Origin of the sequence: Actinokineospora sp. NBRC 105648, assembly GCF_030269645.1 — a bacterium.
GTDB lineage: Bacteria > Actinomycetota > Actinomycetes > Mycobacteriales > Pseudonocardiaceae > Actinokineospora.
The window spans coordinates 222,510-243,171 of record NZ_BSTR01000001.1; the positions used below are offsets into that span (position 1 = coordinate 222,510).

Consider the following 20,662-nt stretch of genomic DNA (forward strand, 5'->3'; position numbering starts at 1 on the left):
ACCATGGCGAGCTCGGCGGAGCAGAAGCTGCGCGACTACCTCGGCCGGGTGATCGCCGAGCTGCACGACACCCGGCGGCGGCTGCGCGAGGCCGAGTCCGCCGAGCAGGAGCCGGTGGCGATCGTGGCGATGAGCTGCCACCTGCCCGGCGGTGTCCGCTCGCCGGAGGACCTGTGGCGGCTGCTCGTCGACGGCGGCGACGGCATCACCTCGTTCCCCGACGACCGCGGCTGGGTCGGCGACGCGCTGACCCACCCCGACGGGCACACCTCGGCGGAGTCCGCCCAGGGCGGGTTCCTGCACGACGCGGGCCTGTTCGACCCGGGGTTCTTCGGCATCAACCCGCGTGAGGCCCTGGCCATGGACCCGCAGCAGCGCCTCGTCCTGGAGGGTGCCTGGGAGGTCGTCGAGCGGGCCGGTATCCACCCGAAGTCGTTGCGCGGCAGCGATACGGGTGTGTTCGTCGGCACCAACGGCCAGGGTTACGGCGCGGGCATGCAGGCGGGCATGGCGGGGTCCGAGGGCTACCTGCTGACCGGTGGCGCCACCTCCGTCGTCTCCGGGCGCATCGCCTACACGCTGGGGCTCGAGGGCCCGGCCGTCACGATCGACACCGCCTGCTCGTCCTCGCTCACCGCGCTGCACATGGCCGCCCAGGCGCTGCGCTCCGGCGACTGCTCGCTGGCCCTGGTCGGTGGGGTCACCGTGATGCCGCACCCCACCGGGTTCCACGAGTTCAACCGCCAGCGCGGCCTGTCCTCCGACGGCCGCTGCAAGGCGTTCTCCGCCCGCGCGGACGGCATGGGCATGGCCGAGGGCGCGGTCATGATCCTGGTCGAGACGTTGTCCGACGCGGTCCGGAATGGACACCCAGTGCTCGCCGTGGTCCGCGGCTCGGCGGTCAACCAGGACGGTGCGTCCAACGGCCTCACCGCGCCGAACGGCCCGTCGCAGCAGCGGGTGATCCGGGCCGCGCTCGCGAACGCGCGGCTGTCGCCGGAACAGGTCGACGCCATCGAGGCGCACGGCACCGGGACCGCGCTGGGCGACCCGATCGAGGCCCAAGCGCTGCTGGCGACCTACGGCCAGGACCGCACCCGGCCGCTGTGGCTGGGGTCGTTGAAGTCGAACATCGGCCACACCCAGGCCGCCGCCGGTGTGGCGGGCATCATCAAGGTGGTCTTGGCCCTGCGCAACGGGATCCTGCCGCGCACGTTGCACGTCGACGAGCCCACGCCGCACGTGGACTGGACGTCCGGCGCGATCGAGCTGCTGACCGAGGAGCGGCCGTGGGCCGCGGGTGCACAGCCTCGTCGGGCGGCGGTGTCGTCGTTCGGCATCAGCGGCACCAACGCGCACGTGATCATCGAGGAGGCCCCCGCCGTCACCGCCGAACCGGTCGAGTCCGGGGTCGCGCCGGTGGTGCCGGTCCTGGTGTCCGGCCGGTCGGTGGAGGCGCTGCCCGCGCAGGCCGCCCTGCTGTCCGATGTAGACGCCGACCTGGTGGACCTCGGGTTCGCGCTGGCCACCACCCGGCAGTCGTTCGAGCACCGGGCAGTGGTGCTGGCCACCGACCTCGATGCCGCGCGCGCCGGTCTCGCCGTGGTCGCCAAGGGCGCGACCAGCCCGGACGTGCTGCGGGGGACCGCCGAGCCGGGGCTGACCGCGTTCCTGTTCACCGGCCAGGGCGCGCAGGTCGCTGGGATGGGGCGCGAACTGCACGAGACGTACCCGGTCTTCGCGCGGGCGTTCGACGAGGTGTGCGAGCGGATCGGGGGATCGCTGCGGGAGACGGTCTTCGGCGGTGTCGACCTCGACCAGACGGTGCACGCCCAGACCGGGTTGTTCGCGCTCGAGGTCGCGCTGTTCCGGTTGCTGGAGTCCTGGGAAGTCCGGCCCGACCTGGTGGCCGGGCACTCGATCGGCGAACTGGCCGCCGCGCACGTCGCCGGGGTCCTCTCGCTCGACGACGCTTGCACGCTGGTGGCGGCGCGTGGTCGCCTCATGCAGGCGTTGCCCGCGGGTGGGGCGATGCTCGCGATCGAGGCTGACGAGTCCGAAGTGGAGCTTTCGGCGGGGGTGAGCCTGGCGGCGGTGAACGGGCCGCGCTCGGTGGTCGTCTCCGGGGACGCCGACGCGGTCGACGCGCTGGCCGAGGTCTGGCGGGCGCGGGGTCGCAAGGTCAAGCGGCTGGTGGTCTCGCACGCCTTCCACTCGCACCTGATGGAACCCATGCTGGTGGAGTTCGCCGCGGTCGCCGAGTCGCTGACCTACCACGCTCCGGTGATCCCGCTGATGTCCACTGTGGATCTGACAGCGGATGTCGCGACTCCCGAGTACTGGGTGCGGCAGGTCCGGGACGCGGTGCGGTTCCACCACGCGGCGGTCGAGCTGCGCGGGCGCGGTGTCACTCGGTTCGTCGAGCTGGGTCCGGACGGGGTGCTCAGCGCGCTGGTCGACGACGGCGTGGCGCTGCAGCGCGCGGGCCGCCCGGGGGTGGAGACCCTGCTGCGATCGGTGTCCAGGCTGCACGTCGTCGGTGTGGAGGTCGACTGGGCCCGGGTGTTCGAGCCGTGGGGCGGCCGGGTCGTTCCCCTGCCCACGTACGCGTTCCAGCGGCAGCGCTTCTGGCCCGCGGTCAACGCGGCGGGCGATGTCACGGCCGCTGGACTCGGCGCGGCCGACCACCCGCTGCTCGGCGCCGCGGTGTCACTGGCCAGTGGTGGAGGGCTGCTGCTGACCGGTCGGCTGTCCTTGGGGTCGCAGGCTTGGCTCGGTCAGCATCGAGTGCACGGCGCGGCGTTGCTGCCGGGTACAGCCTTCGTCGACCTGGTACTGCGCGCGGGTGAGCTGGCCGGGTGTCCCGCTGTGGACGAGCTCACGCTCAGCACTCCGCTGGTGTTGCCCGAGCAGGGCGCACTTCAGGTGCAGATCGAGGTCGGTTCGCCCACCTCGGACGGGATCCGCACGGTGACCGTCCACTCGCGACCTGAGGACGGCGAGTGGGTGCGGCACGCCGCGGGCACGCTCGCCCCGGCGGGAGTCGGCGCTCCCGACTTGACCGAGTGGCCGCCTGTGGGCGCGGAACCCGTTGACGTGACTGGCTTCTACGCCGCCGCCAGTGATGCCGGGCTCGATTACGGGCCGGTGTTCCAGGGCCTTCGCTCGGCGTGGCGGCGGGACGGCGACGTGTTCGCCGAGGTGGGTGTCGACGAGGCGGTGGACGGGTTCGGCCTGCACCCGGCGCTGTTGGACTCGGCGTTGCACGCGATCGCCGTGGGTGGCCTGGTCGACGGTGCCGTCGAGGTGCGGCTGCCGTTCAGTTGGTCCGGTGTCACCCTGCACGCCGCGGGCGCCACCGGTCTGCGGATCCGGCTGGCCGCCGCCGGGCAGGACGCCGTGTCGCTGGTCGCGGCTGACCTGGCGGGCTCACCCGTGCTCACCGTGGACTCGCTGGTGTTGCGGCCGGTCGCGGACGCACCTGCGCGAGAAGCAGGTCCACGGGACAGTCTGTTCCGGGTGGACTGGGTGCCTCTCGCGACCGACGGGCCTGCCGCCGAGTGGGCGTTGGTCGACGACCTCGCCTCGCTGAGCGATGTTCCGCCGCTGGTGGCTGTGCGGATCGACAGCGCGGACATTCGGGAAGCGGCGCACCGCGCGCTGCACCTGGTCCAAGAGTGGTTGTCCGACGGGCGTTTCCTGGACGCGCGGTTGGTGGTGCTGACCGGCGCCGATCTCGGTGCGGCGGCGGTGTGGGGCCTGGTGCGTTCCGCGCAGACCGAGCACCCGGGCCGGTTCGTGCTGGTGGAGAGCCCGGTGGACGAACTGCCCGCGAGCGCCTTGGCCACGGATGAGCCGCAGTTCGCCGTGCGGGACGGTGTCGTGCTGGTGCCCCGCCTGGCCCGGGTCCAGCGTGGTGCGACGGAGCCCGTGTTTGGCGCCGGCACGGTGGTGATCACCGGTGGCACGGGTGTGCTGGGTGGGTTGGTGGCCCAGCACCTCGTCGAGAAGTACGGCGTGCGCGAGCTGTTGCTGCTCAGCCGTCGCGGGCCGTTGGCCGTCGGTGAACTTGACCTCGGGCCGCTCGCGGAGGTCGTGGCCTGCGACGTCGCCGACCGCGACGCGCTGACCGAGGCGTTGTCGGGCCGGCAGATCGCCGGGGTGGTGCACGCGGCGGGCAGCACCGACGACGGCACGGTCGAGAGCCTGACGCCGGAGCGGGTGGATGCCGTCCTGGACAAGGCTTTGGCGGCCGCGCACCTCGACGACCTGCTCGGGGATGTGCCGCTGGTGCTGTTCTCCTCGGCCGCCGCGGTGTTCGGCGCGGCGGGTCAGGCGAACTACGCCGCGGCCAACGCGGTCCTCGACGCGGTGGCCTCGCGCAGGCCGGGTGCGGTGTCTATCGGCTGGGGTCTGTGGGAGCAGACCAGCGGGATCACCGCCCGGCTCGACGATGTCGAGCGTGCCCGGATCACCCGCGCGGGTGCCGCGCTGTCCACTGTGGAGGGATTGGCGCTGTTCGACGCCGCGCTCGCCGGGGACGACGCGCACTTGGTCGCCTTGCGGCTCGACTTGCCCGCGTTGCGCGCCCAGCTCGACCGCGATCCCGCCGCTGTGGTGCCACCGCTGTTGCGTGGACTGGTTCGTGGGCGGGTGCGCCGGGTGGAGACCACGCCTACCGCCGGACTGGGCGCTCGGCTCGCCGGGCTGGGTGAGGCCGAGCGGGCACGTGTGCTACTGGCGGTGGTGCGGGCCGAGGTGGCCGCGGTGCTCGGGCACAGCTCCTCGGAGCTGGTGGAGCCGCACCGGTCGTTCCGCGAGCTGGGATTCGACTCGCTCACCGCGGTCGAGCTGCGCAACCAGCTCGGCACCGTCACCGGCCTGCGGCTGCCCGCGACGTTGATCTTCGACCACCCGTCACCGTCCGCATTGGCCGAGCACCTGCTGCCGCGCTTGCTCGGCGGGTCGACGGCCGTCGCGGCCGTGCAGGCTCGCGCGGTGCACGACGAGCCGATCGCGATCGTCGGTATGAGCTGCCGCTACCCGGGTGGCGTCGACAGCCCCGAGTCGTTGTGGCGCTTGGTGTTTGAGGGCCGCGACGCGGTCACGCCGTTCCCGACCAACCGCGGCTGGGACACCGCCGGGCTCTACGACCCGGACCCGGACTCGGCGGGCAAGTCCTATGTGCTCGAAGGCGGGTTCGTGCACGACGCCGACGAGTTCGACCCGTCGCTGTTCGGCATCTCGCCGCGCGAGGCACTGGCGATGGACCCGCAGCAGCGGCTCGTGCTGGAGGCGTCGTGGGAGGCCTTCGAGCGGGCCGGGATCGACCCGACCTCGGTGCGCGGCAGCCGGACCGGGGTGTTCGCCGGGCTGATGTACCACGACTACGCCTCGACGATGCCGGTGTTGCCGGAGGGCGTCGAGGGCTACCTGGGGACCGGCACCGCGGGCAGCGTGCTGGCGGGCCGGGTGTCCTACACCTTCGGGCTCGAGGGTCCGGCGATGACCGTGGACACCGCGTGCTCGTCCTCGCTGGTGGCGCTGCACCTGGCCGCCCAGGCGTTGCGGCAAGGCGAGTGCGACATGGCCTTGGCGGGCGGGGTCACGGTGCTGTCGACGCCTGCGGTGTTCATCGACTTCAGCCGTCAGCGCGGGCTCGCGTTCGATGGGCGGTGCAAGTCCTTCGCCGCCTCAGCCGACGGGACCGGGTGGTCCGAGGGCATCGGGATGCTCCTGGTGATGCGGCTCTCGGACGCGGAGGCCTCCGGTCGCCCGATCTTGGCTGTGGTGCGTGGTTCCGCAGTCAACCAGGACGGCGCGTCCAACGGCTTGACGGCACCGCACGGCCCGTCGCAGGAACGCGTCATCCGCTCCGCGCTGGCCGCCGCCGGGCTTGAACCGTCTGATGTGGACGCGGTGGAGGCGCACGGGACGGGCACCGTGCTCGGCGACCCGATCGAGGCGTCCGCGTTGCTGGCCACCTACGGGCGCGACCGCGACCGGCCGCTCTGGCTCGGCTCGTTCAAGTCCAACATCGGCCACAGCCAGGCCGCGGCGGGCGTCGGCGGCGTGATCAAGATGGTCCAGGCGATGCGCCACGGGGTGCTGCCGCGGACCCTGCACGTGGACGCGCCCTCGCCGCACGTGGACTGGTCGTCGGGCCAGGTGTCGCTGCTGACCTCGCCGGTGGACTGGGACACGCCGGGCCGCCCCCGCCGTGCGGCGGTGTCGTCGTTCGGGGTGAGCGGCACGAACGCGCACACGGTGCTGGAGGAGTACCGCGGTGGCACGGGTCCGGCGCCGGACGACTCGGCGCTCAGCGGGACCGACAGCGCCACTCCCGCCACCGAGGCGGCTGTGCCGTGGGTGCTGTCCGGTACATCGGTTGCCGCGCTCCGCGCCCACGCCCGCTCGCTGTCCACAGTGGACCTTCCCGTCGCCGACGTCGGCTGGGCGCTGGCCACCGGCCGAGCCGGGTTGGCGCACCGCGCCGCGGTCATCGCCGCTGATCAGGCCGGTTTCGCGGCCGGGCTGGCCGCGTTCGCCGAGGGGCGGGTGGTCCCCGGGGTCGTGTCCGGGGCGGTCGTCCGGGGCGGCGTGGCCTTCGTCTTCCCCGGTCAAGGGTCGCAGTGGGCGGGCATGGCGGTCGACCTGCTCGCCGCCGAACCGGTCTTCGCCGCACGGATGGCCGAGTGCGCCGCCGCCCTGGCTCCGTTCGTCGACTGGTCCCTGCTCGACGCACTGCGTGCGGGCGAGTTCGACCGGGTCGACGTGGTCCAACCCGTCCTGTGGGCGGTGATGGTCTCCCTTGCCGCGCTGTGGCGCGCCGCGGGTGTCGAGCCCTCCGCCGTGGTCGGTCATTCCCAGGGCGAGATCGCCGCCGCCGTGGTCGCCGGAGCCTTGTCCCTGGTGGACGGCGCGCGCGTGGTGGCGCTCCGGAGCCTGGCCATCGCCGAGGTCCTACAATCCAACAATTCACTTGTTGAACAATCTGACAATCCGACAAGTGAACAAGGGGATCGTCGGATTGTCGCCGGTGGCATGGTCTCGCTGGCGGTCGCCGAGGCGGACGCGGTTGAGCTGATCAATGCCTGGTCGGGCGCGCTGTCGGTGGCCGCGGTGAACGGGCCGTTGTCGACCGTGGTGTCCGGCGACGTCCCCGCGCTCGACGAGCTGCTGGTGCTGTGTGACGAGCGCGGTCTCCGAGCCCGACGGATCCCGGTGGACTACGCATCGCACTCCGCGCACGTCGACCGGATCGAGGAGCGGCTGCTCAGCGACCTGGCGCCGGTGTCCCCGCTGGCCGCCGACCTGCCGTTCTACTCCGCGCTCGCGGGGGAGCGGGTCGACACCCGCACCCTCGACGCCGGTTACTGGTACCGCAACCTGCGCGAACAGGTCCAGTTCGAGCAAGCCACCCGCGCCCTGCTCCGCGACGGCCACACCGTCCTCGTCGAGGTCAGCGCCCACCCGGTGCTGACCACCGCCCTGCAGGAGACCCTCGACGACACCACCGGCGCCGTCCTGGGCACCCTCCGCCGCGACGAGGGCGGCCGCGAGCGCTGGCTCACCGCGCTCGCCGAGGCGCACGTCGTGGGCGTTCCCGTCGACTGGCGAGCCGTGCTCACCCCCGGCGACCACGTCGACCTGCCCACCTACCCGTTCCAGCGCACCCGTTTCTGGCCCGACCCGGTCTCGCTGCCCGGCGACGTCACCGCCGCTGGTCTCGGCCACGCCGGCCACCCGCTGCTCGGCGCGGCCGTCCCGGTCGCGGGCACCGACAGCCTGGTGTTCACCGGCAGGCTGTCCACGACGACCCACCCGTGGTTGGCCGACCACGCGGTCTTGGGCGCCGTCCTGCTCCCCGGGGCCGCGTTCGTCGAGCTCGCCCTGCACGCGGGCACCGCCGCGGGCAGCCCCACCGTCGACGAGCTGACCATCGAGGCACCGCTCGTACTAACCGACGCGGGCACCACGATCCAGGTCGTCGTCGGTGCTCCGGATGACTCGGGCGTCCGCACGATCGGCGTCTTCTCCCAGGCTGGCGACTCATGGACTCGGCACGCTGCAGGCACCCTGTCCGCGGGCACTCGCGTGGGCAAGAGGCTGGACCAGTGGCCTCCTGACGCCGAACCCGTTCCACTGCAAGGGTTCTACGACTCCGCCGCGGACGCGGGTTACGGCTACGGTCCGGCCTTCCAAGGTCTGAAGGCGCTCTGGCGCGGTGCAGGCGAGGTGTTCGCCGAGATCACCGGCCCGGACGGCGAGTTCGGCCTACACCCCGCCGCGCTGGACGCCACGTTGCACGCCATCGGCAGCCTGGTGCCCGACGACGGCGCCGTCCGCCTCCCGTTCGCCTGGACCGGGGTGACCCTGCACGCCACCGGCGCCACCGCCCTGCGGGTCCGGCTGCGCGGCAGTGACACCACCGGTAGTGACACCGCTGGCGGCGACACCGTCGGCATCGACATCGCCGACGGCACCGGTGCCCCAGTGGCCACAGTGGATGGACTGGTCCTGCGCCCGGTCACCACCGCCGACCTCGGTACCGCCCACACCGACTCCCTGCACACCCTCGACTGGGTCCCCGCTGCGGCCGGTCCGGCACCCGCGGCCTGGGCCGTCGTCGGCCCTGACCCGCTCGCGGCCGCCGAACACCTGGCCGAGACGGCACCCGTCGTCGACTGGCACCCCGATCTCCCGGCCCTGCTGGAAGCCCTCGACGCGGGAATGGCGGTGCCCGAGTCGGTTCTCTTCGCTGGCGCGTCGGCCGATCGCGACCCGCACGCCGGACTGGCCGGTCTCCTCACCGCGCTGCAGGTCGCCCTTGCCGACCCGCGCCTCGCCGACAGCCGCTTCGTCGTGCTGACCTCGGGTGCGGTCGCGACGCGGGCGGGCGAGGACGTCGCCGACCTCGGTTCCGCCGCGGCCTGGGGCCTGGTGCGCTCGGCCCGGGCCGAGCACCCGGACCGGTTCGTCCTGGTCGACACCGATGGCGGGCTCTCCGGCCTGGCCACCCTGCCCGCCGACGAACCCGAGGTGGCGCTGCGCGGCGGCCCGCTGGTCCCCCGCCTGGTCAAGGCCAAGCCGGGCTCGTCCGCAGTCGTCGACGGGCTCGTGGTGATCACCGGCGGCACCGGTGGTCTGGGCGCGCTGGTCGCGCGGCACCTCGTCGAACGCCACGGTGTCACCGAGCTGCTGCTGCTCAGCAGGCGCGGTCCAGCCGCCGAGGGGGCGGGCGAGCTGGTCGACGAGCTGGTGTCACTCGGTGCCAAGGCCGAGGTCGTCGCCTGTGACGCGGCCGACCGGGAGAGCCTGCGGGAAGTCCTGAGTGGACGAACTATCGCCGGTGTCGTGCACGCCGCCGGTGTGCTGGACGACGGGGTATTCGACGGCCTGACGCCCGAGCGGGTGAGCGACGTCCTGCGACCCAAGGCCGACGCGGCGACCCACCTGCACGAGCTGGCAGGCGACGCCCGCTTGTTCGTGCTGTTCTCCTCCGGCGCGGCCACCTTCGGCACGCCGGGGCAAGCGAACTACGCCGCCGCTAACGCTTTCCTCGACGGGCTCGCCGCCCGCAGGCGCGCCCACGGCCAGGCCGCGGTCTCGATCGCATGGGGCCTCTGGGAACGGGAGACCGGGATGACGGCCGCGGTCGACCGGCGCACGGGAACCGCGCTCTCCGACGCCGAGGGCCTCGCGCTGCTCGACGCGGCGATCGCCACCGACCACGCCCACGTGCTCGCCGCGCGGCTCGACCTGCCCGGGCTGCGGGCCAGGTCGGCCGCCGTCCCCGCCCTGCTGCGCCAGTTGGTCCCGGCCCGCCGCCGGGTGGCCGAGGAACCGGATCTCGCCGCCAGGCTCGCCGGGCTGACCGGCGCCGAGCAGCGGGACGTGCTGCTGGAACTGGTGCGCGGCCACGCCGCCGCGGTGCTGGGCCACGCCTCGGCCGACGCGGTGGACCCCGAGCGGGGGTTCACCGAGCTGGGGTTCAGCTCGCTGACCGCGATCGAGATCCGCAACCGGCTCGCCGCGGACACCGGGCTGCGGTTGCCGACGACCCTGATCTTCGACTACCCCACCTCCGTGCGGCTGGCCGGCTACCTGGTCGAGCACGTCGTCGTTGACGACGGCCCGTCCGCGCTGTCCGAATTGGACAAGCTGGAAGCCGAGCTGGCCAAGGCGTCGGCGGACAACCGGGTCAAGGTCGTGCTGCGCCTGCAAGCGCTGCTCGCCCGCTACGACACCGCCGCGCCCGTCGCCGAGCCCGCCCTGGACGTGGCCAGCGACGAAGAGATGTTCGCGTTCATCGACAACGAGCTGGGGGCGTGATGGCGCCCGGGCAGTCCACTGAGGACAAGCTGCGCGAGTACCTGCGCCGGGTCACCACTGACCTGGCCCAGGTGCGGCAGCGGCTTCGCGCGGTGGAGTCCGCCGAGCGCGAGCCGATCGCGATCATCGGGATGGCCTGCCGCTACCCCGGTGGCGTGGACAGCCCGGAGAGCCTGTGGCGGCTGGTCGAGCAGGGCGTCGACGCCGTCTCCGGGTTCCCGACCGACCGCGGTTGGGACCTGACCCCGTTCGAGATGTCCACTGTGGAGTTCACCCGCGAGGGCGGCTTCCTCGACGGCGTCGCCGACTTCGACCCCTCGCTGTTCGGCATCTCGCCCAACGAGGCGCTGGCGATGGACCCGCAGCAGCGGCTCGTCCTGGAGTCGTCCTGGGAGGCCGTCGAACGCGCGGGCATCGACCCGCTTTCCCTGCGTGGCAGCAGGACCGGCGTTTTCGCCGGGGTCATGTACCACGAGTACGCCACCCGGGCGCTGGCCGTGCCGGAGGGGGTCGAGGGCTACCTCGGCACCGGCAGCGCGGGCAGCGTGGTATCCGGCCGCGTGTCCTACGCCCTCGGGCTCGAGGGGCCCGCGCTGACGGTCGACACGGCGTGCTCCAGCAGCCTCGTCGCGCTGCACCTCGCCGCGCAGGCGCTGCGCGGCGGCGAGTGCACACTTGCGCTGGCGGGCGGCGTTTCGGTCATGGTCACGCCGAACACCTTCGTCGACTTCGGCATGTCCGGCGGCCTCGCCGCCGACGGCCGCTGCAAGTCCTTCGCCGCCACCGCCGACGGGGCCGGGTGGTCCGAGGGCGTCGGCATGCTGCTGGTGGAACGCCTCTCCGACGCCGTGCGCAACGGCCACCCGGTGCTGGCGGTGCTGCGCGGGAGCGCGGTGAACCAGGACGGCGCGTCGAGCGGGCTGACGGTGCCGAACGGGCCGTCGCAGCAGCGGGTCATCCGGGCGGCGCTGGCAGGCGCGCGGCTCAACCCGTCCGATGTGGACGTGGTGGAGGCGCACGGGACCGGCACCGCGCTGGGCGACCCGATCGAGGCGCAGGCGGTGCTGGCGACCTACGGGCAGGACCGGGACCGGCCGCTGTGGCTGGGGTCGCTGAAGTCCAACATCGGCCACGCCCAGTCGGCGGCGGGGGTCGGCGGCGTGATCAAGATGGTGCAGGCGTTGCGGCACAACGTGCTGCCGCGCACCCTGCACGTCGAGGAGCCCACACCGCACGTCGACTGGACCTCCGGCGCGGTCGAGCTGCTGACCGAGCCGCGCCCGTGGCCCGCCGGCGCGGAGCCGCGCCGGGCGGGGGTGTCGTCGTTCGGGGTCAGCGGCACCAACGCGCACGTGGTCATCGAGGAGTACAGAGCCGAAGTCGCCCAGGTCGCCCAGATCGCCGAGGTACCCGCGGGGTCGCCGCCCCCGGTGCTGCCGTGGGTGATCTCCGGCAAGACGCCCGAGGCGCTGCGCGGGCAGGCTGGTCGGTTGCTGGCGCAGGACGGCGACCCGCTGGACATCGGGTATTCGCTGGTCAGCACACGTGCCGCGCTGGAACACCGGGCCGTGGTGCTGGCCGGGGACCGCGAGGGTTTCACCGCAGGACTGACGGGTTTGGCCGATGGCCGCGAACGGCCCGGCGTGGTGGTGCGGACCGGCGACCTCGGTCACGGCGGCGTGGTGTTCGTCTTCCCGGGGCAGGGCGCCCAGTGGGCGGGCATGGCGGTCGAACTGGTCGACACCGCCCCGGTCTTCGCCGCCCGGCTCGCCGAGTGCGCCGAGGCGCTGCGCCCGTACACCGACTGGTCCCTGCTCGACGTCCTGCGCGCCGGGGAGTTCGACCGCGTCGACGTCGTCCAGCCCGTGCTCTGGGCCGTCATGGTCTCCCTGGCCGAGCTCTGGCGCGCCGCCGGGGTCGTCCCGGCGGCCGTGGTCGGCCACTCCCAGGGTGAGATCGCCGCCGCCGTGGTCGCGGGGGCGCTCTCCCTGGACGACGGTGCCCGGGTGGTCGCCCTGCGCAGCCGGGCTATCGCCCAGATCGGTCAACTGTCCAACAATCCTATTGTTCAACAATCCAATGATCCAACAGTTGAACAAGGGGATCGTTGGATTGTTGACGGCGGGATGGTCTCGCTGGGACTGCCGCACGACGAGGCCGAGGCGCTGATCTCCCAGTGGCCCGGGGTGTTGTCGGTCGCGGCGGTGAACGGGCCGCTGTCGACCGTGGTGTCCGGGGACGTCGCGGCGCTGACCGAGGTGCTGGCGCGGTGCGAGCAGCGAGGGATCCGGGCGAAGCGGATCCCGGTCGACTACGCCTCGCACTCCGCGCAGGTCGAACGGCTGCGCGAGCGGCTGCTGACCGACCTCGCCCCCATCACCCCGCGCCCCGCCGAGGTCCCGTTCTACTCCGCGGTCACCGCGGGCCGCCTCGACACCACCGGCCTGGACGCCGAGTACTGGTACACCAACCTGCGCGAGACCGTCCGCTTCGAGCAGGCCACCCGCGTCCTGCTCGACGCGGGCCGCACCCTGTTCCTTGAGGTCAGCCCGCACCCGGTGCTCACCCAGGCCATGGGCGAGACCGTCGAGGCCACCGGCCTGCGCGCCGCCGTCCTCGGCACCCTGCGCCGCGATCAAGGCGGCCACGAGCGGTGGCTCACCGCGTTGGCCGAGGCGTTCGTGCACGGCGTCGCCGTCGACTGGCGCGCCGTCTTCGCCCCCTGGGGCGGCCGCCGCGTGGACCTGCCGACCTACGCCTTCCAGCGCAAGCGCTACTGGCTGGAGCCGCTCCACGAGCGCCCTGACACCGCGAACTGGCGCTACCGCGTCCAGTGGCGCCCCATCGATCTCCCGCGAGCCAGGCTCGACGGCCACTGGCTGCTCGTCGCCACCACCGACGACCCGACCCTGCGGGCCGCCGCCGGGGCGTTGAGCGAGGCGGGCGCCCGGACGTCCGTGCTGCTCATCCAGGACGACGACCGCGCCACCCTCGCCGCCCGGCTCCGCGCCGAGGCGCCCGACGGTGTCCTGTCGTTCCTCGCCGCAGCCGAGGAGTCCACAGTGGACCACCCGGCGATCCCGGCGGGCTTCGCGGCCACCATCACCCTGCTGCACGCCCTGCACGACGCGGGCAGCCGCGCCCCGCTCTGGTGCGCCACCGACGTCCGCCACCCGCACCAGGCGCTCGTCGCGGGCCTCGGTCGGGTCGCCGCGCACGAGCACCCGCACTGGGGCGGCCTCGTCGACGTCCACCCGGACGCCCTGCACCGCCTCCCCGACGCCCTCGGCAACACGGTGGGCGAAGACCAGCTCGCCCTGCGCCTCGACGGCACCTACACCGCCCGCCTGCACCGCGCCGACGTGCGGCCGGTCCGGGACTGGACCCCGTCCGGCACCATCCTGATCACCGGCGGCACCGGCGCGATCGGCACCCACCTCGCCCGCATGCTCGCCCACGCGGGCGCCGACCACCTGCTGCTCGTCAGCCGTCGCGGCCCGCAAGCCCCTGGCGCGCAACAACTCCGGGAAGAACTGGAACACGCGGGCGCCCGGGTCACGATCACCGCGGGCGACCCGGCGGACCGCGACGCGCTCCAGGCGATCCTCGACGACATCCCCGCCGAACACCCGCTCACCGCGGTGTTCCACGCCGCCGGGGTGGTCGACTCCAGCATCATCAACAGCCTCACCCTCGACCGCGTCGAACACGCCCTGCGCGCCAAGGTCCAGGCCGCGGTCAACCTGCACGAGCTGACCGGCGACCTCGAGGCCTTCGTCCTGTTCTCCTCCCTGGCCGGGATCTTCGGCGCCGCGGGCGAGGGGAACTACGGCCCGGGCAACGCTTTCCTGGACGCCTTCGCGCACTACCGCCGTGCCCAAGGCCTGCCCGCGACGTCCATCGCGTGGGGCTCGTGGGACGGCGCGGGCATGGCCGAGGGCGCGATCGGCGACGCCATGGGCAGGCACGGTGTGCCGCGCATGGACCCCGAACTCGCCCTGCGCGCCCTGCGGACCGCGATCGACTGCGACGACACCGCCGTCGCCGTGGCCGACATCCGCTGGGAGACCTTCGGCTGGTTCTTCACCGCCACCCACCCCAGCCACCTGCTCGACGACCTCCCCGAGCTCGCCAAGCCGCAGACCCAGACCGTCGAACCCGCGCAGCCGTTCGCCGGTGTGCCCGCGGCCGAGCGCAACCGTGTCCTCCTCGACCTGGTCCGCGACCAGGTCTCGCTGGTGCTCGGCTACGACTCCGCGGCCGCGGTCGAGCCCGGTCGCGCGTTCGGCGACCTCGGCCTCGCCTCGGCAGGCGCGGTCGAACTGCGCAACCGGCTCACCCTGGCCACCGGCCTGCGGGTGCCCGCCACCGCGGTCTTCGACCACCCGAACCCCGCCGCGCTGGCTCGGTTCCTCAGCGCCGAGGTCGCGGGCACGGCATCCGAACCCGCACCGGCACCGGTCGCCGCGGCGACCCCGGTCGACGGCGACCCGATCGTCATCGTCGGCATGAGCTGCCGCTTCCCCGGCGGGGTCCGCTCGCCGGAGGACCTGTGGAACCTGGTGCTGGCCGGAACCGACGCCATGGCGCCGTTCCCGGCCGACCGGGGCTGGGACACCGAAGCGCTCTACGACCCGGACCCGGACAACCCCGGCACGACCTACGCCCGCGAGGGCGGTTTCATCCCCGACGCCACCACCTTCGACGCCGGCCTGTTCGGCATCTCCCCCCGCGAGGCCCTGGCGATGGACCCGCAGCAACGCCTGCTGCTGGAGGCGTCATGGGAGTTGTTCGAGCGCGCGGGTATCGATCCGTTGTCCCTCAAGGGTTCCCGGACCGCCGTGTACGCGGGTACCGGTGGTCAGGACTACATGAGCTTCCTGTCCTCCTCCGCCGAGGGTGGTGAGGGCTACCTGGCCACGGGCGGCTCGCCGAGCGTCGTCTCCGGCCGGGTGGCCTACACCTTCGGACTCGAGGGCCCGGCGGTCACCGTCGACACGGCCTGTTCGAGCAGCTTGGTGGCGTTGCACCTGGCCATGCAGGCGTTGCGCCACGGCGAGTGCGACCTCGCGTTGGTCGGTGGCGTCACCGTGATGTCCGGACCGGGCATCTTCACCGAGTTCAGCCGCCAGCGCGGGATGTCGTTCACCGGGCGGTGCCGCTCGTTCGCCGCCTCGGCCGACGGCGCGGGCTGGGGCGAGGGCGTCGGTGTGCTGCTGGTCGAACGGCTCTCCGACGCGGTGGCCAACGGCCACGACGTGCTGGCGGTCGTGCGCGGGTCGGCGATCAACCAGGACGGTGCGTCGAACGGGCTCACCGCGCCGAACGGTCCCGCGCAGCAGCGGGTGATCCGGGCCGCGTTGGCCTCGGCCGGGCTAGCACCGTCCGATGTGGACGCGGTGGAGGCGCACGGCACCGGCACCGCCCTGGGCGACCCGATCGAGGCACAGGCACTCCTGGCCACCTACGGCCAACACCGCGCGGAGCCGCTCTACCTCGGGTCGGTCAAGTCGAACATCGGCCACACCCAGGCCGCCGCCGGTGTCGCCGGGGTGATCAAGGCCGTGCTGGCGCTGCGCCACGGCGTGCTGCCGACGACCCTGCACGTCGACGCGCCCACCCCGCACGTCGACTGGGCCGCGGGCGCGGTCGAGCTGCTCACCGAGTCGCGGCCGTGGCCCGAGCTGGCTCGCCCGCGCCGGGTCGGCGTGTCCTCGTTCGGCATCAGCGGCACCAACGCGCACACGATCCTGGAGCAAGCGCCCGACCTCGACGAGCCCGCGATCAGCGACCGCGCCGAGCTGGACGCCCCGCTGCCCTGGCTGGTCTCCGCCGACACCGCCGACGGTCTCACCCGGCAGGCCGCTCTGCTGTCTACAGTGGACTGCGACGCGGCCGACATTGCCTGGTCACTGGCCACGACGCGGGCCGCCCTCGACCACCGAGCGGTGCTCCTCGGTGACCACGCGGACGGGCTCGCCGCACTCGCGGGCGGCACCGCCGCACCGCTGGTCGTGCGCGACCAGGTCACCCATGCCGGCCTCGCTTTCCTTTTCACCGGCCAAGGTTCGCAGCGCGCGGGCATGGGCGCGCGGCTTCACGAGACGTTCCCAGTCTTCGCCGAGGCGTTCGACGCCGTGTGCGCGCGCGTCGACCTGGAGCGCCCACTGCGCGAGGTCGTCTTCACCGACGCCGAGGCGCTGAACCAGACCGTCTACACGCAGGCGGGCTTGTTCGCCGTGCAGGTCGCGCTGTTCCGGCTCGTCGAGTCCTGGGGTGTGACACCGGACTTCCTGGTGGGTCACTCGATCGGCGAGCTGGCCGCCGCGCACGTCGCCGGGGTGCTGTCGCTGGATGACGCGTGCGCGCTGGTCTCGGCACGCGGCAGGTTGATGCAGGCGTTGCCCACCGGTGGCGCGATGCTCGCCGTGGAGGCCACCGACGATCTCGAGTTGCCCGAGGGTGTGGACCTGGCGGCGGTCAACGGCCCGCGGGCACTCGTCGTGTCCGGTGATTCCACAGCGGTCGGCGAGTGCGCGGCGCGCTGGCGAGCGGAGGGCCGGAAGGTCAAGCGGCTCACGGTGTCGCACGCGTTCCACTCCCACCTCATGGAGCCGATGCTCGCCGAGTTCGCCGCCGTCGCCGAGCGGCTGACCTTCCACCCGCCCCGCATCCCGATCATCACGACCGCGCCCGGCGCCGTCGACACCCCCGGGTACTGGGTCGGCCAGGTCCGTGCCCCGGTGCGCTTCGCCGACGCCGTGGTCGGTCTCAGCGGCGTGGCGACCGCCCTCGAACTCGGCCCCGACGGTGTCCTGTCCGCCCTCGCCCAGCAGACCTCGCCCGACCTCGTCGCCGTCCCCGCCCTGCGCGCCGACCGACCTGAGTCGACGACGCTGGTCACCGCCTTGGCCCGGCTGCACACCCGTGGTATCCCGGTCGACTGGCCCGCCTACCTCGCCCCCTTCGGTGGGACTCGGGTACCGCTGCCCACGTACCCGTTCGCACGCACCAGGTTCTGGCCCGAACCGCCCGCCCGCCCGGTCGATCCGTGGCACTACCGCGCCGAGTGGCAGCCGCTGGCCGACGGCCCCGCCACGCTGTCCGGCCGGTGGATGGTCCTCGGGGCCCCGGAGATCGCCGACGCCCTGCGCGTCGCGGGCGCCGAGATCGTCGAGGACGAGCCGACGAACGTCCTCGCTGTTGTCCGCGGTGCGAAGGACGTCCTGGGGTTGTTGCGCCACAACGCCAAGATCTGGTGCGTCACCAGCGGCGCGGTGTCGGTCGTGGACGAGGCGCCGGACCCCGAGCAGGCCCAGGTCTGGGGGCTCGGCAGGGTGGCCGCGCTGGAGTTCCCCGATCGTTGGGGCGGTTTGATCGACATTGCGGGCGGCTCCCTCGACAGTCTGGCGTGGACACTGGGCTCCGGCGAGGACCAGGTGGCGATCCGCCCCGCGGGCGTGTTCGGCCGCAGGCTGCGCCGAGTCGCCGCGCCCGTGCCTAGGGCGCCGTGGCACCCGGCAGGACCGGTCCTGGTAACCGGCGGCACGGGCGCGTTGGGCGCACAGGTCACGCGCTGGCTGTTGGAGCGTGGTATCGCCGAGGTCGTGCTGGCCAGTAGGCGCGGTCCCGAGGCGCCCGGGGCCGCTGAGCTGGGTGTCGAGGTTGTCGCCTGCGACGTCAGCGACCGCGCCGCCCTTACCGGCCTGCTCGAAGAGCGGCAGTTCGGTGCGGTGATCCACGCCGCTGGGATCACCGGAGACGGGCTCCTCGACACGCTCACCCCGGACCGGTTGGCCGAGGTGCTCGCCGCCAAGGCCGTGGCGGCCGACCTGCTGGACGAGCTGCTGGCGCCCGAGGTCGACCTGATCGTCTTCTCGTCGCTCGCGGGCGTGCTCGGCAACGCGGGCCAAGCCGCCTACGCCGCCGCGAACGCCCACCTGGACGGTCTGATCGAACGACGCAGGGCCCGGGGTGGTCGCGGGACCGCGATCGCGTGGGGTGCTTGGGCGGGTGCGGGCATGGCCGCCGAGGCGGGATCGCGCCTGGCCAGGGCCGGTTTGCCCGCCATGGCCCCCGCCCGCGCGCTCGCCGCCCTGGGGAGCGCGCTCGACGCCAACATCGGCACGCTCGTCGTCGCCGACGTGGACTGGGCGCGGTTGGCTCCCGGCTTCACCGCCACTCGGCCGAGTCCGCTGCTCGCCGAGTTGGCTCCCGTCACCGCGCCCATTAGTCCACAACGGACGAACCGGCCGATGGTGGAGCTCGTCACCGAGTTGGCCGCCGCCGTCCTCGGGCACGGTGACGGCAGTGCGATCGAACCCGGGCGGGCCTTCCGCGACCTCGGGTTCGACTCCCTCACCTCGCTGGAGCTGCGCAACCTGCTCGCCGCCGAGACCGGCCGGGCGCTGCCCGCGGGCTTGGTGTTCGACTTCCCCACCCCGGCCGCGCTCGCCGCGCACCTGGAGGGGGAGCGTGCCCCACAAGCCGCCACGACCTCCATTGTGGATGGTGAGCCGATCGCCATCATCGGGATGAGCTGCCGGTTCCCCGGCGGTGTCGACAGTCCTGAGGCGCTGTGGGAGCTGCTGCGCACCGGCACCGACGCGATGACCCCCTTCCCCACTGATCGCGGCTGGGATCTCGACGCACTGCGCGCGGGTGGGTCAGCCGCTCAGTCCGGCGGATTCCTCGACGACGTGGCGGACTTTGACGCGGCGCTGTTCGGCATCTCCCCGCGCGAGGCGCTGGCAATGGACCCCCAGCAGCGACAGCTGTTGGAGGCCGCTTGGGAGGTCTTCGAGCGCGCGAACATCGACCCGCTTTCGGTCAAGGACAGCGAGATCGGCGTCTTCGCGGGCACCAACGGCCAAGACTACGCGACGCTGCTGCTGGGTTCGGACGTCGCGGTCGAGGGCCACCTCGGTACCGGGAACACGGCCAGCGTGCTGTCCGGTCGGGTCGCCTACTCGTTCGGACTGCGCGGCCCGGCGCTCACCGTCGACACCGCGTGTTCGAGCAGTCTGGTCGCGTTGCACCTGGCGATGCGGTCGCTGCGCCAGGGCGAATGCGACATGGCGCTCGCCGGCGGTGTCACGGTGATGCCGCAACCGGGCACGTTCATCGAGTTCAGCGCCCAGGGCGGGCTCTCCTTCGACGGCCGCTGCAAGGCGTTCTCGGCGGGTGCCGACGGCACCGGTTGGGGCGAGGGCGTGGGCCTGCTGCTGGTCGAACGACTCTCCGACGCCATCGCCAACGGCCATCGGGTGCTGGCCGTGGTGCGCGGCAGCGCGGTGAACTCCGACGGCGCGTCCAACGGACTGACCGCCCCCAACGGCCCCGCCCAGCAGCGGGTGATCCGCGCCGCGTTGGCCGACGCGGGCCTCGAACCATCCGATGTGGACGCTGTGGAGGCGCACGGCACTGGCACCTCGCTGGGCGACCCGATCGAGGCCGAGGCGCTGCTGGCGACCTACGGCGCCGACCGTGTCGAGCCGCTGTGGCTGGGTTCGGTGAAATCGAACATCGGCCACACCCAGGCGGCGGCGGGCGTGGCGGGCGTGATCAAGGTGGTGCAGGCGCTCCGGCACGGCGAACTCCCTCGCACGCTGCACATCGACGAACCGTCCCCGCACGTCGACTGGTCCTCCGGCGTTGCCCTGCTCACCCAGCCCCAGCAGTGGCCGGACCTGGGCAGGCCGCGGCGGGCGGCGGTGTCGTCGTTCGGCGTGAGCGGGACGAACGCGCACACCGTCCTTGAGGAGTACCGGACCGAGGCGCCGCGAGGTCCGCGGGAGACGCCCGAGGTCGTGCCGTGGCTGCTGTCCGCGCGCAGCGAGCAAGCCCTGCGGCGCCAGGTGGAGCGGCTGCTCGGGGTGGACGCCGACCCGGTCGACGTCGCCACGACGTTGGTTCGAGGGCGTGCGGTCCTGGAGCACCGAGCGGTGGTCTTCGGCGACCACGCGGCCGGTCTTGCCGCACTGGTGGCGGGTGAGGACTCACCGCACCTGGTGCGCGGGGTGGCCAGGGGTGCGGCGCGTGCGGTCGAGGGTGGCTTGTCGGTCGCCGAGCTGGCACAGGCTCATGTGGATGGTGCTGTGGTCGACTGGGCAGCGCTGGTCGAGCCTTGGGGCGGCAGGCTCATCGATCTGCCGACCTACGCTTTCGACCACGTCCGCTACTGGCCGGAGGCGGGCAGTCGCACGCTGTTCACCGACGCGGTGGAGGACCGTTTCTGGTCCGCTGTCGAGGACTTGGACGCCGACGCGATCGCCACCGCTCTCGACATCGAACCCGCCGGCTTGACCGAGGTGCTGCCCAAGCTGTC

2 protein-coding genes (1 of these 2 running past the window's edge) are annotated in these 20,662 nt (G+C 73.1%); both read left to right on the plus strand.

The window, feature by feature from the left end; translation table 11 throughout:
* The first annotated feature begins 3 nt into the window (after positions 1 to 3).
* Entirely contained in the window at positions 4 to 10,335 is a 10,332-nt protein-coding gene (locus QSK30_RS00520) for a type I polyketide synthase (protein ID WP_285498717.1), read from the plus strand.
* A protein-coding gene (locus tag QSK30_RS00525; protein ID WP_502871771.1) for an SDR family NAD(P)-dependent oxidoreductase crosses the window boundary here: on the plus strand, positions 10,332 to 20,662 show its 5' portion. Its footprint extends 6,595 nt past the window's final position; the window shows 10,331 of its 16,926 coding nt (coding positions 1-10,331); it begins with the start codon at positions 10,332 to 10,334; the stop codon falls past the right edge of the window. Before QSK30_RS00520 ends, QSK30_RS00525 begins: the two co-directional genes overlap by 4 nt.

Excerpts from the sequence above, each read along its gene's own strand:
- QSK30_RS00520 (WP_285498717.1), top strand. The coding sequence starts at position 4 with ATGGCGAGCTCGGCGGAGCAGAAGCTGCGCGACTACCTCGGCCGGGTG.